General features: G+C 63.5%; 13 protein-coding genes. 3 read left to right on the top strand and 10 right to left on the bottom strand.

What is annotated here, in order from left to right; genetic code table 11:
* Positions 1–78: 78 nt before the first annotated feature.
* The 10 genes from uraD to U5A52_RS11755 form a co-directional block, all read right to left on the bottom strand.
* Positions 79–600, bottom strand: a complete 522-nt coding sequence (uraD, locus tag U5A52_RS11710) for a 2-oxo-4-hydroxy-4-carboxy-5-ureidoimidazoline decarboxylase (RefSeq protein ID WP_321908698.1) — start codon at positions 598–600, stop codon at positions 79–81.
* On the bottom strand, positions 597–1,556 hold the full coding sequence (puuE, locus tag U5A52_RS11715) for an allantoinase PuuE (RefSeq protein WP_321934849.1): 960 nt from the start codon (positions 1,554–1,556) through the stop codon (positions 597–599). Before puuE ends, uraD begins: the two co-directional genes overlap by 4 nt.
* Before the next feature lie 259 nt (positions 1,557–1,815).
* Positions 1,816–2,604: an aspartate/glutamate racemase family protein gene (locus U5A52_RS11720; protein WP_321934850.1), complete on the bottom strand. Its 789-nt coding sequence runs from the start codon at positions 2,602–2,604 to the stop codon at positions 1,816–1,818.
* Between the two features lie 37 nt (positions 2,605–2,641).
* Entirely contained in the window at positions 2,642–4,156 is a 1,515-nt protein-coding gene (locus U5A52_RS11725; RefSeq protein ID WP_321908702.1) for an NCS1 family nucleobase:cation symporter-1, read from the bottom strand.
* A gap of 311 nt (positions 4,157–4,467) precedes the next feature.
* The gene (locus U5A52_RS11730) at positions 4,468–5,190 is read right to left on the bottom strand and encodes a GntR family transcriptional regulator (RefSeq protein WP_321908703.1); all 723 of its coding nucleotides are present in this window, start codon (positions 5,188–5,190) and stop codon (positions 4,468–4,470) included.
* 309 nt (positions 5,191–5,499) lie between these two features.
* A complete protein-coding gene (gene ldcA / locus U5A52_RS11735) occupies positions 5,500–6,426 on the bottom strand; it encodes a muramoyltetrapeptide carboxypeptidase (RefSeq protein ID WP_321908705.1) in 927 nt (308 codons plus the stop codon).
* A gap of 25 nt (positions 6,427–6,451) precedes the next feature.
* Entirely contained in the window at positions 6,452–7,057 is a 606-nt protein-coding gene (gene tadA, locus U5A52_RS11740; protein ID WP_321909193.1) for a tRNA adenosine(34) deaminase TadA, read from the bottom strand.
* A gap of 98 nt (positions 7,058–7,155) precedes the next feature.
* Entirely contained in the window at positions 7,156–7,566 is a 411-nt protein-coding gene (locus tag U5A52_RS11745; protein ID WP_321908707.1) for a DnaJ family domain-containing protein, read from the bottom strand.
* 484 nt (positions 7,567–8,050) lie between these two features.
* On the bottom strand, positions 8,051–9,247 hold the full coding sequence (locus tag U5A52_RS11750) for an amino acid aminotransferase (RefSeq protein ID WP_321934851.1): 1,197 nt from the start codon (positions 9,245–9,247) through the stop codon (positions 8,051–8,053).
* A 43-nt stretch (positions 9,248–9,290) separates the two neighbouring features.
* Positions 9,291–10,670: an amino acid permease gene (locus tag U5A52_RS11755; RefSeq protein ID WP_415765211.1), complete on the bottom strand. Its 1,380-nt coding sequence runs from the start codon at positions 10,668–10,670 to the stop codon at positions 9,291–9,293.
* A gap of 269 nt (positions 10,671–10,939) precedes the next feature.
* Here U5A52_RS11755 and U5A52_RS11760 point away from each other — a divergent pair, with 269 nt between their 5' ends.
* The 3 genes from U5A52_RS11760 to U5A52_RS11770 all read left to right on the top strand — a co-directional run bounded on the left by U5A52_RS11760 (position 10,940) and on the right by U5A52_RS11770 (position 13,468).
* Positions 10,940–11,413 carry an Lrp/AsnC family transcriptional regulator gene (locus U5A52_RS11760; protein ID WP_158757692.1) on the top strand — a complete coding sequence of 158 codons (474 nt, stop codon included), beginning with the start codon at positions 10,940–10,942 and terminating at the stop codon, positions 11,411–11,413.
* Between the two features lie 211 nt (positions 11,414–11,624).
* Positions 11,625–12,365: an ATP-binding cassette domain-containing protein gene (locus tag U5A52_RS11765; RefSeq protein WP_321934852.1), complete on the top strand. Its 741-nt coding sequence runs from the start codon at positions 11,625–11,627 to the stop codon at positions 12,363–12,365.
* Between the two features lie 107 nt (positions 12,366–12,472).
* Complete coding sequence (locus tag U5A52_RS11770; RefSeq protein WP_321934853.1) at positions 12,473–13,468, top strand: ABC transporter permease; 996 nt, start codon at positions 12,473–12,475, stop codon at positions 13,466–13,468.
* The last annotated feature ends 173 nt before the right edge of the window (positions 13,469–13,641 follow it).

Consider the following 13,641-nt stretch of genomic DNA (forward strand, 5'->3'; position numbering starts at 1 on the left):
TGTCTTCCTTCGTGTCTTTTCTGTAGATCAAAACGGCGCTGCGCCCTCTCGCGAAAAACCGGAGGGCGCATCGCCACGTTACGCGTCGATCAGTTCATCCAACCTGAAGCGCGCAATGCGGTAAATCTGGTCGAGGCTCGCGCGCATTTCATCGGCGCGGCTGTTGTTCACGCGCGCCTCGAAGTTCGCGATGATGCCGTGGCGGTCATAGCCGCGCACAGCCAGAATGAATGGGAATCCGAACTTCTCTCGATACGCGCCGTTGAGCGCGAGGAGCTTGTCGAACTCTTCCTGCGTGCACTGATTCAGGCCCGCGCCGCTTTGCTCGCGTGTGGACTCGGCAGTCAGCTCGCCGCGCACGGCAGCCTTGCCCGCAAGCTCCGGGTGGGCGTTAATGAGCGCAAGCTGCTTGACCTCGCCCGAGGCTTCCACGGCCTGCGACATGGTGCGATGCAGCGCGTCGATGCTTGCAAACGGGCGCTGCTGCGCGGCCGCTTCGGCCACCCAGGGCGAGTGCTCGAAGATGCCCGAAAGCGCCGCCACGAAGGCGTCGGCCGAAGCTTGATTCAGCTGTTCGAGGGTGTAGTGCATTGCCTTCATGCGGCGGCCCCGCGGTGGTCGTTCTGCTGCGGTTGATAGGGATGATGCTCGCGCCAGTGACGCGCGATGTCCACGCGGCGCGTGACCCACACGCGCTCATGTTTTTCGATGTGATCGAGAAAGCGCTGCAGCGCACGAAAACGCCCTGGGCGCCCGAGCAGCCGGCAGTGCATGCCGATCGACAGCATCTTCGGCGCCTCGTTGCCTTCTTCGTAGAGCACGTCAAACGCGTCGCGCAAGTACGTGAAGAAGTGGTCCGCCGTGTTGAAGCCCTGGGGCGACGCGAAGCGCATGTCGTTCGTGTCGAGCGTGTAAGGCACGATCAGTTGCGGCACCGTCTTGCCGCCCGTGACTTCCACGTCCATCCAGAAAGGCAGGTCGTCGCCGTAGTAATCGGAGTCGTAGAGGAAGCCGCCATACTCGGCCACCAGACGATGTGTATTCGGGCTGTCGCGGCCCGTGTACCAGCCGAGCGGGCGCACACCTGTCACGCGCTCGATCGCTTCCATGCCGAGCTTCATGTGCTCGGCTTCTTTGGCCGGCGAAACGTCCTGGTAATGAATCCAGCGGTAGCCGTGGCACGCGATCTCGTGGCCCAGCTCGACGAATGCGCGCGCGACTTCGGGATGACGCTCGATCGCCATGCCCACGCCGAACACGGTAAGCGGCAAACCGCGCTTTTCGAATTCGCTCAGGATGCGCCACACGCCCGCACGCGAACCATATTCGTAGATCGACTCCATGCTCATGTGGCGCGCGGGATACGCAGCCGCGCCCACGATTTCGGAGAGGAACTGTTCGGAGCCGGGGTCGCCGTGCAGCACGCAGTTTTCGCCGCCTTCTTCGTAGTTGAGCACGAACTGCACCGCGACGCGCGCCTGGCCGGGCCAGTTGGCCTGCACCGGATACCGGCCATAACCGATCAGATCGCGGGGATATTGGGGATCGAGTGGCATGCTGGTCGAATCAATCGAATAGAGAGGATGAGACGAAATATCCGCGCAACGGCAAGGCGCCGTGAAGCGGCCGCCGGCGCTGTCTGGCCAGGCGTGGCGGACGGTCCGCGCAACCTGCTTACAGGACCGGTTCAGTGTAGCGAAATCACCCGTACGCGCCCATACGCACGCTCAGATAGTACGGGTCAAGCGAGGTGTATGTGGCCCCCCGGTTTGCCGGACAGATGGGCGGCCACATCGGCTCACAGTCGTTACACGTTTACCCGTAGCGCAGCGGGCGCACGGGCGGCGGCGTCTCCGTGACCGGCGCGGGGTTGGTCGGGCTGAAGCGCGCGAAATCGCCGTCGTAACGCTTGGCCAGCGGCCGCGCGAAGTCACCCCGCTTGGCGGTCGTCAGGCGCAGTGCGACGAGCGCCTCCACCCATTTCACGGCGGCCGTCACACCGTCCACCACGGGCACGCCCAGCGCGTCCTCCACTTGCGCGCACAAACTCGTCATGCCCGCGCAACCCAGCACAATGGCGTCCGCGCCATCTTCCTCGAGCGCACGGCGGCACTCTTCGACGATCGCGCGGCGCGCGGCCGATCCCGGCTCATCGAGTTCGAGCACGGCCACGTCGATCGCACGCACGTTGCGGCAAAAGCGCGTCATGCCATAGCGCTCGGCGAGATGCCAGGCCATTGCGCGGGTGCGCGAGAGCGTCGTGACGACCGAGAAGCCGGGCGCGAGCACGCTCGCCGCATGCATCGCGGCTTCCGCGATGCCCACGACGGGCCCGCGAGCCAACTCGCGCGCCGCGTAGAGGCCTGGGTCGCCAAAACACGCGATCACGTAGCCGTCGAAGCCTTCGCGCTCGCCCGCCTCCACTTCGGCGAGCAGACCAGGTGTGGCGAGCGCCTCGTCGTAATAGCCTTCGATCGACGGCGGGCCCATCGTCGGGCTCACCGCCACCACCTCCGTGCCCGGTGCGATCACGGCACGCGCGCACTGCTCCATCGCCGCGGTCATACGCTGCGTGGTGTTCGGATTGATCAGTTTGATGCGCATTTCGATTCCTTCGTCGATGCCTGGTTTTGCGTGCCGCTCATGCCTTTGCGCGAGCGCGTTCGCCCATCGTGAGCGCGCGATAGAACAGCGCGCCGAGCGCTGCGCCAATGAACCACGAGAAGTTCGCGGCACCTCCGAGCGACGGCACCATCACGCAGAGAATCGCGATCACCGCTGCGGGCAACAAGGCCGACACCGCACGCCAGTTCACGCCGTTGCGATACCAGTACGCTCCCTTCGGCGACACCGAATAGAGATCATCCACGGCGAGACGTCCACGCTTCACGAGATAGAAGTCGATAATCAGGACGCCATACAGAGGCCCGATGAAAGCACCGAGTATGTCGAGCGTGTAGTGGATCACAGCCGGGTTGTTGAAGAGATTCCACGGCGTGATGAAGATCGAGGCGACGGCAGCGAGCATGCCCCCCGCACGCCAGCTGATGAGCCGCGGCGCGACATTGGAAAAGTCGAACGCGGGCGAAACGAAGTTCGCGACGATGTTGATGCCGATGGTCGCGATCGTGAACGTGAGTGCACCGAGAATCACAGCGGTGGGGTGGTCGATGCGGCCGACCGTTTCGACGGGATCGGTAATCAGTTCTCCGAACACAGGAAGCGTGGCCGACGTCGTGATAACCGTGACGAGCGAGAATGCGAGGAAGTTGACCGGCAGACCCCAGAAGTTGCCCTTGTGAACGCTTTTGAGCGACTTGCCGTAGCGCGAGAAGTCGCCGAAGTTGAGCATCGGCCCCGAGAAGTACGACACCACGAGCGAGATCGCCGTGATCATCACGGGAATCACTTCTGCACCGTGATACTTCACACCGCCGAGATTCAGACCAATGTTGTGCCAGCCCGCGCGATACACCATGTAGCCCGCAAGCGCGAACATCACGACATAAACCGCCGGGCCCGCGAAGTCGATGAACTTCTTGATGGTCTCCATGCCGTTCCAGAACACCAGGGCTTGAAGCACCCAGAGCGTCATGAAACCGGCCCAGCCGACAGCCGACAGCCCAAGCAGGCCGTGCTTGTGCACATCGGCATAAGGCATGAGTTGAGGAACGAATTTGAGCACGACGATCACGAGCGCGCTCGAAGCAAGATAGGTCTGGATGCCGTACCACGCCACGGCGATAAGGCCGCGAATCACAGCGGGGATATTGGCCCCGAGCACGCCGAAGGTACCGCGACAGGCCACCGGGTACGGCACGCCGTGACGCTGGCTGGGCCGCGCGATCAGGTTGCAAAGCACGTTGACGATGGAGATGCCGACGATCAGCGCTACGAGCACTTGCCAGCTCGTGAGGCCAAGCGCGAAGAGGCTCCCCGCGAACACGTAGCCACCGACGCTATGCACGTCGGACATCCAGAACGCGAAGATGTTGTACGCGCCCCAGGTCTGCTCCTTGAGCGGCGCGAGGTCGTGGTTGTAGAGCCGCTCGCTGTAGCCGGCCGGCAAGCGCAGGTTTTCTGCTGACTCGCTGCTTTCGCCGGATTCGAAATTGGGCACTGCCGGACTGCCAGGTGACGCGCTGAACTGAGCCATGATCCGCTCCTTGGATGGATTTGCCGACGGAAAAAAGACGCCTGAACGCCTCGAAACGCGTGCGTACCGCCGCTGGACGCGGCCGCCGCGATATCCCCGAATGGTTTGGCCCTTGCAGGCACCGCACCGGTCGCCGCTTGCGGGCGCCCTGTAACGCTGTGCCTGTGTGAGCCGTACGCATGCACGGCATGCGCCCCACTCCATCCTTTTCAGCCGCGGCGGCCACCGTACGTCGTGAGCCGCCGCGCATTACTGCAATCCTTTACCGCAATCCGCTTCAAGTCCCGCTTCAGTGCCGCCTCAGAAGCCGCTCAGCGTCCGTGCGCAGCCGCCTCGCGAGCGCCGAACACTTCCTGTAAATCGACCGAAGCGCCTGCCGGCCGGTCAAGCATCCGAAGCTCGACACCCTGCAAATGGCGCACCATGAGCTCGACTGCCTCTTTCTCGTTTCCGGCCTCGAGCGCCGCGAGAATCGCCTCGTGGTCGTCGAACGAACACGGGCTGCGGCCCGGCGATTCGTAGAGCGCCGAAATCAATGTCGAACGCGCCACGAGTCCATTGAGGCAATCGCACAGCACCGTATTGCCGGTGAGCGTGGCGAGCGACGTATGGAATTCGCCCGAAAGCCGGATCCACGTCGGAAAGTCGCGCCCTTCAAAAGCCTTGCGCTCGCGCCGGATCGTCTCGCCGATGCTTTTCAAACGACGGTTGCCATGCTGCGCGCTGCAAATTCGCCCCACCACGGCCAACTCGATGATCCGCCGCATTTCAAACACCTCGTGCACTTCCTGCAGCGTCGGGCTTGCGACGAACGCGCCACGATTGGGCTCCAGATCCACGAGATGGTCCTTCGCAAGCAGCGCGAGCGCCTGGCGGATCGGGCCGCGCTTCACGCCGAATACTTCGCACAACTGTGCTTCCGTCAACTTCGCGCCTGGCGGCAGCCGGTGCTCGAGAATCGCCGCGCGGATTCGCGCGGCGATCGCTTCGGGCTTCATGCCGGTTGCTTCGGCGTCGATATCGGTCTTTGCCATGGCTCGGGTCTCTATGTTGGGTATCCTAGGTTGGACATAAATATTGTCAACAATTTTTTGGGCAAACCTGGGGAAGATCCCCACGCACGCACCTGCTGCCACATGCTTCTTATCGGTGAAAGGCGCTTTATTTCGGGGAATTCAGCACCTGCATGGTGATTCTCTGCCCCAACTCGGTCGCATTTTTTGTCAACAATTTACGGAAGAAGCGTTGCAATGAACATGGTCGGACGCCGCTCGGATCTGGCCGTTAGTTGCGTAATAACCCATAAAAAAAGCGCCCGAAAGCGCTTCTCTGGCAGTGCGGAATCAGCTCAAATACGGATAATCGCTCACGGTCAACTCGAAGCCATGAGCCGTGCTGCTCAGTTGTGCCGGCGCGCCCATCGGCAACGTGACCATATCCGGAATATGGCCGAACGGCAGGCCCGTCACCACCGGAATGCCAACCAAAGCGCGCACCTGCTCCACCATTTCACGCAGATCGTAGCCGTTGTCGTAATCGAACTGCTTGTGGCCCGAAAAGTCGCCCAGCACCAGCGCTTGCTGACGCGCGAGAATGCCGGCCAGGTGCAACTGGTAAATCATGCGCTCGATGCGAAACGGCTGCTCGTTCACATCTTCCACGAACAGGATACCGCCCTCGACAGGCGGTAGATAAGGCGTGCCGATCAACGAAGTCAGCACCGCCAGATTGCCGCCCCAGAGCGTGCCCGAAACATTCGTCGATTGAGCCTGGGGCGCATTCACCTTGAGCGTGTAGCTCGGTTTCGAGAGCGCGTCCCAGAAGTGATGCATCGTGAAACTACTCAGGCTTTCAGCGCCGAAGTCGCTGCACAGCATCGGACCGCCGAACGTCGTGAGCCCGGCGCGCGCGAGCAGCGCGAGCTGAACGGCGGTGAAGTCGCTATGCCCCACAAACGCAATGGGCTGGTCCTTCAAGCGCCGCTGCAGTCCGTCGTAGTCGAGGCCGTGGAGGATGCGCACTGCGCCGTAGCCCCCGCGCACGGCGAGCACGATGTCCGGCAAATCGCGCGACGGGTCGGCCAGGCGATTCAGTTCGGCCGCGCGCTGGCCATCCGTGCCGGCAAAACGCTGATAGCGCCGCTCGGTCGCCTGCACGCCGTCGACGTGATGGCCCTGCGCGCGCAACCGTGCGAGCCCGCGGTGCACCGCTTCCGGGTCGTGCGGATAACCAGACGGTGCGATCAGTTCGATGGTGCGATGAATGGTCATGTCGAATTCGATTCAACCGTGAGATTCAACCCGCGGGTTCGTTCGGACCGGCTATGCCGGTTCCTCCCTGCGCTTCCTCGGCCTGTGTGCGAGCCGCACGGCGCGCTTCCCGGCTCGCACGGCGCCGGTCGGCGAAGAACGATCGCAACGCCTCGCCGCACTCGTCCGCCAGCACACCGCCTGACACGCTCGTATGGTGATTCAACTGCTCGTTGGCAAAGGCATCGACCACGCTGCCGCATGCGCCGGTTTTCGGATCATGGGCGCCGAACACCACACGTGCGATACGCGCGTGCATGATCGCGCCGGCGCACATCAGGCACGGTTCAAGGGTCACATAGAGTTCGCAGCCGGGCAAGCGGTAGTTACCCAGCGCGTGAGCGCCCGCGCGCAACGCCGCCATTTCCGCGTGTGCAGACGGATCGTGCGCGCCGATCGGGTGATTGAAGCCCGAAGCAATGACTTCGTCACCGCGCACGAGCACCGCGCCCACGGGTACTTCGCCGGCAGCGCGCGCCTCTTCGGCTGCGGCCTGCGCGAGGCGCATGAAATGCTGGTCGCGCTCGGAGACGGGACCGGGTTGGGAGGCAGGTTGTGGGGCGGATTGTGAATCGTCCCCGGACGCCGGCACGAGCGAATCGGCGGGAGCCGGGCCAGCCTTCAGACTGGCAGCCGGGTGCGCCTCTTCACGCTCGCCGCCAGGGGCCTGTGGCTGAACGGGAGAGCCTGTCACGCCGCCCCCGCCGAGAGCGCCAGCTGGCCGGACTCGCCGGCGGCACGTTCGGACAGGCGCTCCGCAATGCGGCGGCGATATTCGTGCGGCACGACCATCGGGCCGCCGCGCAAGGATTCGAGCGCCATGTCGAGCGCGAGCATGCGCGCGCGCAGGCGGCATTGCGCGGCCTTGTCGCCCACGGCGGCGAGGTCGTCTTCGAGGTCGCGCAAGGCTCGCAGCTGTTCGACTGCGGGCGGCACGAACCCCGCATTCTTCAGGATGCGGTGGGCTATGCGCACTTCTTCGGGCACGAGCAGGTCGTCGTCGAGCGCCTGCGGCGCACCGGCGCCGGGCAGGTCGTCGAGGTCACCGCGCGCGGCTGCGGCGGCAATCCGTTGTTCGACGAGGGCATCAAGCAATTTCATCAGCAATCCACTACGTTGCGGCCCACGCATTCTATCAGGGTAAGACCTGGAAGACCGTGCGCCGCTGGCATGTGTGTCATCGACTTCTTACGGCTTGACAGGCTTGGGGTTTGATGCGGGATGAATGGCCGCAGACGACGAAACCTGGAATTGTCTGATGGCACGAGGCTGCGGCCGAGGCGTATTGTTAAGCGGTTAGACCCGCCACGCCCTCTTCACCCTCGATGATGAAACAACACATCCGCCTCAAACGGCCCGCTACGCGGCGACTTCGCCTCGTCACCCTCTGCCTCCTGCTCACCGCCAGTCTTTCGGGCTGCGGCGTGTTCTGCGGAGCGGCAGGCGGCAGCGGCGGCGGCGTTGCCGGTGGTTGCGGCGCCGGCATGCGATTCTGACCACCAGACGCAAAAACGCCGCTGGCGCGTCCGGTTTGTACCGGCACCCCAGCGGCGCTAGAAAGATTGACGGGCTCTCAGCCCTGCCCTCAGTCCTTCATCACCTTGCCGACCGCGTCGACCACAACGCTCACGTTCTTCTCATTCAGCCCGGCCACGCACATGCGGCCCGAGCGCAGGATATACACGCCGAACTCTTCCTTCAGGCGCTCGACCTGCTTCTCGCTCAAGCCCGTATACGTGAACATGCCGCGCTGCTTCACGTAGCGCGCGAGCGCCGCTTCGCTCGCATGCGCGCGCAGGCCGTCGTGAATCGCCACGCGCATGCGCGCAATGCGCTCGCACATCGCCGCCAGCTCCTGCTCCCACGACGCCTTCAGTTCCGGCGTGCTCAGCACACGCGTGACGATCTTCGCGCCGTGAGTCGGCGGATTGCTGTAGTTCGAGCGCACCGAGCCCGTGAGCTGGCCGAGCACACGGTCGGCCGCCGCCGCGTCCTCGCAGATCACGTGCAGGCCGCCGCAACGCTCGCCGTAGAGCGAGAAGTTCTTCGAGAACGAATTCGCCACCAACGCCGGCACACCGCGGCGCGAGAGCTCGCGCACCGCGAACGCGTCGTCCTCGAGGCCCGCGCCGAAGCCCTGATACGCCATATCGACGAACGGCAGCAGATCGCGCTTTTGCAGCACGTCGATCAGTTGCTCCCACTGCCCGCGGTCCAGATCAACGCCCGTCGGGTTGTGGCAGCACGCGTGGAGCAGCACGACGCTCTTCGCCGGCAGCGCGTCGATGGACGAGAGCATCGCCTCGAACTTCAGGCCGCCCGTCACCTCGTCGTAGTACGGGTACGTGTTCACCGTGAACCCCGCACGCTCGAAGATAAAGCGGTGGTTCTCCCACGTCGGATCGCTCACCCATACCTGGCTGGTCGCGAAATAGCGCTTGATGAAATCGGCGCCGACCTTGAGCGCGCCCGAACCGCCCAGCGTCTGCACGGTCGCGATGCGGCCGGCCGCGCGCGACGGGCACTCAGCGCCGAACACCAGTGCCTGCACGGCGTCGCGGTACTGCGCGAAACCCGCCATCGGCAGATACGGCTTCGGACCCGGCTCTTCGAGAATCGCCGCCTCGGCCTTGTGAACGGCCTTCATGACGGGCAGACGGCCTTCGTCGTCGAAGTAAATGCCAATGCTCAGATTGACCTTGTTCTGACGCGGGTCCTTCTGGAAGTTCTCGTTGAGCGAGAGGATCGGGTCGCCGGGGTAGGCATCGATGTGTTCGAACATGCTGTTTAACTCTCTGGACGAAATTCGGGACGAATATCAGCGCTTATGGAGCCGGCACGCCACGCTGCAGCGCCGGCGCCGACTTGCGGCACCACAGACGGTAGGCGAGCCCAAGCACGCCCAGCCAGACCGGAATCAGGTACACGGAAATCCGCAGATCCGGAATCAGATACATTACAACGAGAATCCCGCCGAGGAACACGAGACACACGTAATTCGTCAGCGGATAGCCGAGGCTGCGGAACGTGGTCGTTTGGCCGGTACGCGCCTTCTCGCGGCGGAATTTCAGGTGAATCAGGCTGATCATCGCCCAGTTGATGATGAGCGCGGACACGACGAGCCCCATCAGCAGTTCGAACGCCTTGCCCGGCATGAAGTAGTTGATGATCACGCAGGCAGCCGTGACGAACGCCGATACACCGAGCGCCGTGAGCGGAATGCCGCGCCGGCTCACCTTGAGCAGCGCCTTCGGTGCATTGCCCTGCTGCGCGAGGCCGAACAGCATGCGGCTGTTGCAGTACACACCGCTGTTGTAGACCGAGAGCGCGGCCGTCAGCACGACGACATTGAGCACGTTGGCCACGAGGTCGCTGTTCATCGCGTGGAAGATCAGCACGAACGGGCTGCCGCCGGCCACGACCTTCTGCCACGGGTAAAGCGAAAGCAGGACGCCGAGCGCGCCGATGTAGAAAATCAGGATGCGGTAGATCACCTGATTCGTCGCGCGCGGAATGCTATGCGAAGGATCGTCAGCCTCTGCTGCGGTGATGCCGACAAGCTCCAGCCCGCCAAACGAGAACATCACGACGGCCATGGCCATGACGAGACCCGAAACGCCGTGCGGGAAGAAACCGCCGTTGCGCCAGAGGTTCGAGACGCTCGCCTCGGGACCGGCCGAGCCCGAAAACAGCAGCCAGCCGCCGAAGGCGATCATGCCGACGATCGCCAGCACCTTGATGATCGCGAACCAGAATTCGAGTTCGCCGTACGACTTCACGCTCGTGAGGTTGATGCCGTTGATCAGGACAAAGAACACGAGCGCCGAGACCCACGTGGGCAGCGTCGGCCACCAGTAGTGCATGTAGATGCCGACCGCCGAAAGCTCGGCCATGCTCACGAGCACGTAGAGCACCCAGTAGTTCCAGCCGGAGAGAAAGCCCGCGAAGGGGCCGAAATACTTGTCGGCGAAATAGCTGAACGAACCGGCGACGGGCTCGTCCACGACCATCTCGCCCAGTTGGCGCATGATGAAGAACGCGATGATCCCAGCAACGCCGTAGCCGAGCAGCACCGAAGGGCCGGCGGTCTGGATCGTCTGCGCAATGCCGAGGAACAGGCCCGTGCCGATCGCCCCGCCCAGCGCAATGAGCTGGATGTGGCGATTCTTGAGGCCGCGTTTTAGCTGGCCGCGATTTTCACGCATGTCGTTTGAAACCATGTCTCTTCCTGTCTCCGACTTATCGGCGCGAGGCCCAGGCATCCGGATAGGACGCCGGCTCCGCTCCACGAAATAAAATTGCACACGCAACGTTCTGCGTTGCCGTGCTGCCAGGCTTGGCGGTATGGGCCGCCAGCCCGATCGGGTGCGCCCAGTGTATAGTTGGCGCGGAAAAATATGATTTCATCTCGTACGCAGGCAAACCCTGATTGATACAATTCCCTCTCGCCTTAAACCCATCTCACGCAAGATAAATGCAAAATCTCGCGCTCGATACGATCGACATGCGGCTGCTCGCCGCACTGCAGGAACACGGCCGCGCCTCGAACCTCGAACTCGCGGCCGCGATCAAGCTCTCGCCCGCGCAGACGCTGCGCCGTCACCGGCGCCTCGAAGAACTCGGCGTGATCCGGCGCTATGAGACGCGTCTCGACGCGCAGGCGCTCGGCTTCGGCGTGGTCGCCTTCATTCAGGTAACGATGGAACGCGGGCACATGCGCGAGCTCATGAAGTTCAAGGAGCTCGTCGCAACGTTGCCGCAAGTGCAGGAGTGCTACTCCGTGACTGGCGATATCGACTACGTGCTGAAGGTGGTGGCGCGCGATCTGAAGGCGCTATCCGAATTCCTGCTCGATACGCTGATGCGCGCGCCCGGCGTGAACAGCGTGCAGTCGATCGTCTGTCTCGACGAACTCAAGGGGACGAGTGCGATGCCGCTGGAAGCCTGAGACTAACGCGCGCCAGGTCCGTCTGGCGGAGTTTTTCGGCGAAAACGCAATTTTATCTCATCGGCGCCCTTTTAGAGGCGCCGCAGGACCGGCTGATGAAATAGTCTTGCTAAAAGCCCCATCGTGCTCTAAAAAACAGGCTAGTCAGCATGTCTCCCGGCCGCCCTGGACACTGCAGCGAGCGGCTTCACAAGCGCGAGCGCGACAGTCCATGAGTCTTCTTGAACTCAGAGGCGTTTCCAGGCACTTCGGCGCCATTCAAGCGCTGACCGACGTGACGCTGAGCCTGGAACCCGGCCAGGTGGTCGGACTGATGGGCGACAACGGGGCCGGAAAATCGACGCTGGTGAAAGTCATCGCCGGCAACTTCCCGCCCTCCCATGGCGAAGTGTTCATCGACGGCAAGCCCGTTCATTTCAGCCGGCCTGTGGACGCCCGCGCGAAAGGCATCGAGGTCGTGTATCAGGACCTCGCCCTCTGCGACAACCTCACGGCGGCGGCCAATGTCTTTCTCGGCCGCGAGCCGCGCATCGGCATATGGCCCTTTCGCGTGCTCGATCACGCGGCCATGTACCGGCGCGCCGCCGAGCTTTTCAAGGAACTGAAGTCCGAAACGCGCCCGCGCGATCTCGTCCGGCAGATGTCGGGCGGTCAGCGGCAGGCCGTCGCGATTGCGCGCACGCGCCTGTCCGATGCGCGGCTCGTGCTCATGGACGAACCCACCGCTGCGATCAGCGTGCGCCAGGTGGCGCAGGTGCTCGACCTCATCAAACGCCTGTCCGAGCACGGCATTGCCGTCATTCTCATCAGTCACCGCATGCCCGACGTTTTCGAGGTCGCCCACCGCGTGGTTGTCATGCGGCGCGGGCGCAAGGTGGCGGATAAACAGACCGCTGCGTCTTCGCCGGAGGAAGTCACCGGCCTGATTACCGGAGCCATCGCCGCCGCCTGAAGCCGACCCCGCGACTGCGTTGCATGGGGCCGCACCAAGCGCTGAAGCGCCAGGTGCGACCGACAGGAGACCTGAAATTGAACGATGCGCCGCAAAGGCCAAATGCGATGCCAACAGTGCTTGACGATCCCCAATCCGCGAAGACCCACACACGCTGGAGTGGACTGATCGCGAGCCAGGTGTTCTGGGTCGTGCTGGCTACGCTGATCGCCTGTGTCCTGCTCTCGTTCGTCACTTCGACGTTCGCCACGCAGCAGAATCTCTTCAACGTCACGCGCAACTTCGCCTTCGTCGCCATCGTCGCGCTCGGGATGATGGCCATCATCATCACGGGCGGCATCGATATTTCGGTCGGCTCGACGATTGGCCTGAGCGGCATCGTGCTTTCGGTCACCATGAACGCGGGCTATCCGATCTGGGCCGGCATTGGCCTCGGCCTGCTCACCGCAGGCGTGGTGGGTCTCGTGAACGGCCTGCTGATCGCGTATCTCAACATGCAGCCTTTTGTCGTGACGCTGGGGATGCTCAGCGTGGGCCGCAGTCTTGCGCTCGTGATCTCCGGCAGCCGCACCATCTTCGAATTCGGACCCGACGGCCACAAGCTCCTCGTGCTCGGCGGCGGCAAGACACTCGGCGTGGCCAATCCCGTGTGGTTCCTGATCGTCCTCGGCGTGCTGTTCTGGTTCGCCTTCGCCTTCACGCGCTGGGGCCGCTATGTGTTCGCGGTCGGCGGCAATCGTCATGCGGCGAATCTCACCGGCGTGCCGGTGCGGCGCGTGATCTGTTCGGTCTATGTGCTCGGCGGCCTGATGGCGGGCGTCGCGGCCATTCTGGAAGTGGGCTGGCTCGGCGCGGTCACCACCGGCCTTGGCACCGGCGACGAACTGCGCGTGATCGCCGCTACGGTGATTGGCGGCACCAATCTCGCGGGGGGCGTGGGCAGCGCCTTCGGCACGATCGTCGGCGCCGCGCTCATCGAAGTGATCCGCAACAGTCTGATCCTGCTCGGCGTCGACTCGTTCTGGCAAGGAACGGTGGTAGGCGGATTCATCATCATCGCCGTGCTGTTCAACCGGCTCGGCGGCGAGCGGCAAGGAGAGTGAACGGATTTCAGGGAGGCGCGGCCGGACTGCACGCGGAACCGCCGGACGACAGCCATCACACATAACGCATGGTTCCGCAGGAAGCCCAAAGCACGGGCGCGGGCTTTCCTTCCGATGACGAAGACTGTACGAGACACGCGCGCCGTCCAGGCGGCGCCGAACAGGAGGAAACC

Origin of the sequence: Paraburkholderia sp. J8-2 (genome assembly GCF_905220195.1) — a bacterium.
Taxonomy (GTDB): Bacteria; Pseudomonadota; Gammaproteobacteria; order Burkholderiales; family Burkholderiaceae; genus Paraburkholderia.

What these genes read in the sequence shown, in the direction of transcription:
- U5A52_RS11720 (WP_321934850.1), bottom strand. Translation starts at nt 2,604, where the DNA reads ATGCGCATCAAACTGATCAATCCGAACACCACGCAGCGTATGACCGCG.
- puuE (WP_321934849.1), bottom strand. Translation starts at nt 1,556, where the DNA reads ATGCCACTCGATCCCCAATATCCCCGCGATCTGATCGGTTATGGCCGG.
- uraD (WP_321908698.1), bottom strand. Translation starts at nt 600, where the DNA reads ATGAAGGCAATGCACTACACCCTCGAACAGCTGAATCAAGCTTCGGCC.
- U5A52_RS11750 (WP_321934851.1), bottom strand. Translation starts at nt 9,247, where the DNA reads ATGTTCGAACACATCGATGCCTACCCCGGCGACCCGATCCTCTCGCTC.
- ldcA (WP_321908705.1), bottom strand. Translation starts at nt 6,426, where the DNA reads ATGACCATTCATCGCACCATCGAACTGATCGCACCGTCTGGTTATCCG.
- U5A52_RS11755 (WP_415765211.1), bottom strand. Translation starts at nt 10,670, where the DNA reads ATGCGTGAAAATCGCGGCCAGCTAAAACGCGGCCTCAAGAATCGCCAC.
- U5A52_RS11725 (WP_321908702.1), bottom strand. Translation starts at nt 4,156, where the DNA reads ATGGCTCAGTTCAGCGCGTCACCTGGCAGTCCGGCAGTGCCCAATTTC.
- U5A52_RS11765 (WP_321934852.1), top strand. Translation starts at nt 11,625, where the DNA reads ATGAGTCTTCTTGAACTCAGAGGCGTTTCCAGGCACTTCGGCGCCATT.
- U5A52_RS11745 (WP_321908707.1), bottom strand. Translation starts at nt 7,566, where the DNA reads ATGAAATTGCTTGATGCCCTCGTCGAACAACGGATTGCCGCCGCAGCC.
- U5A52_RS11770 (WP_321934853.1), top strand. Translation starts at nt 12,473, where the DNA reads ATGCCAACAGTGCTTGACGATCCCCAATCCGCGAAGACCCACACACGC.
- U5A52_RS11730 (WP_321908703.1), bottom strand. Translation starts at nt 5,190, where the DNA reads ATGGCAAAGACCGATATCGACGCCGAAGCAACCGGCATGAAGCCCGAA.
- U5A52_RS11760 (WP_158757692.1), top strand. Translation starts at nt 10,940, where the DNA reads ATGCAAAATCTCGCGCTCGATACGATCGACATGCGGCTGCTCGCCGCA.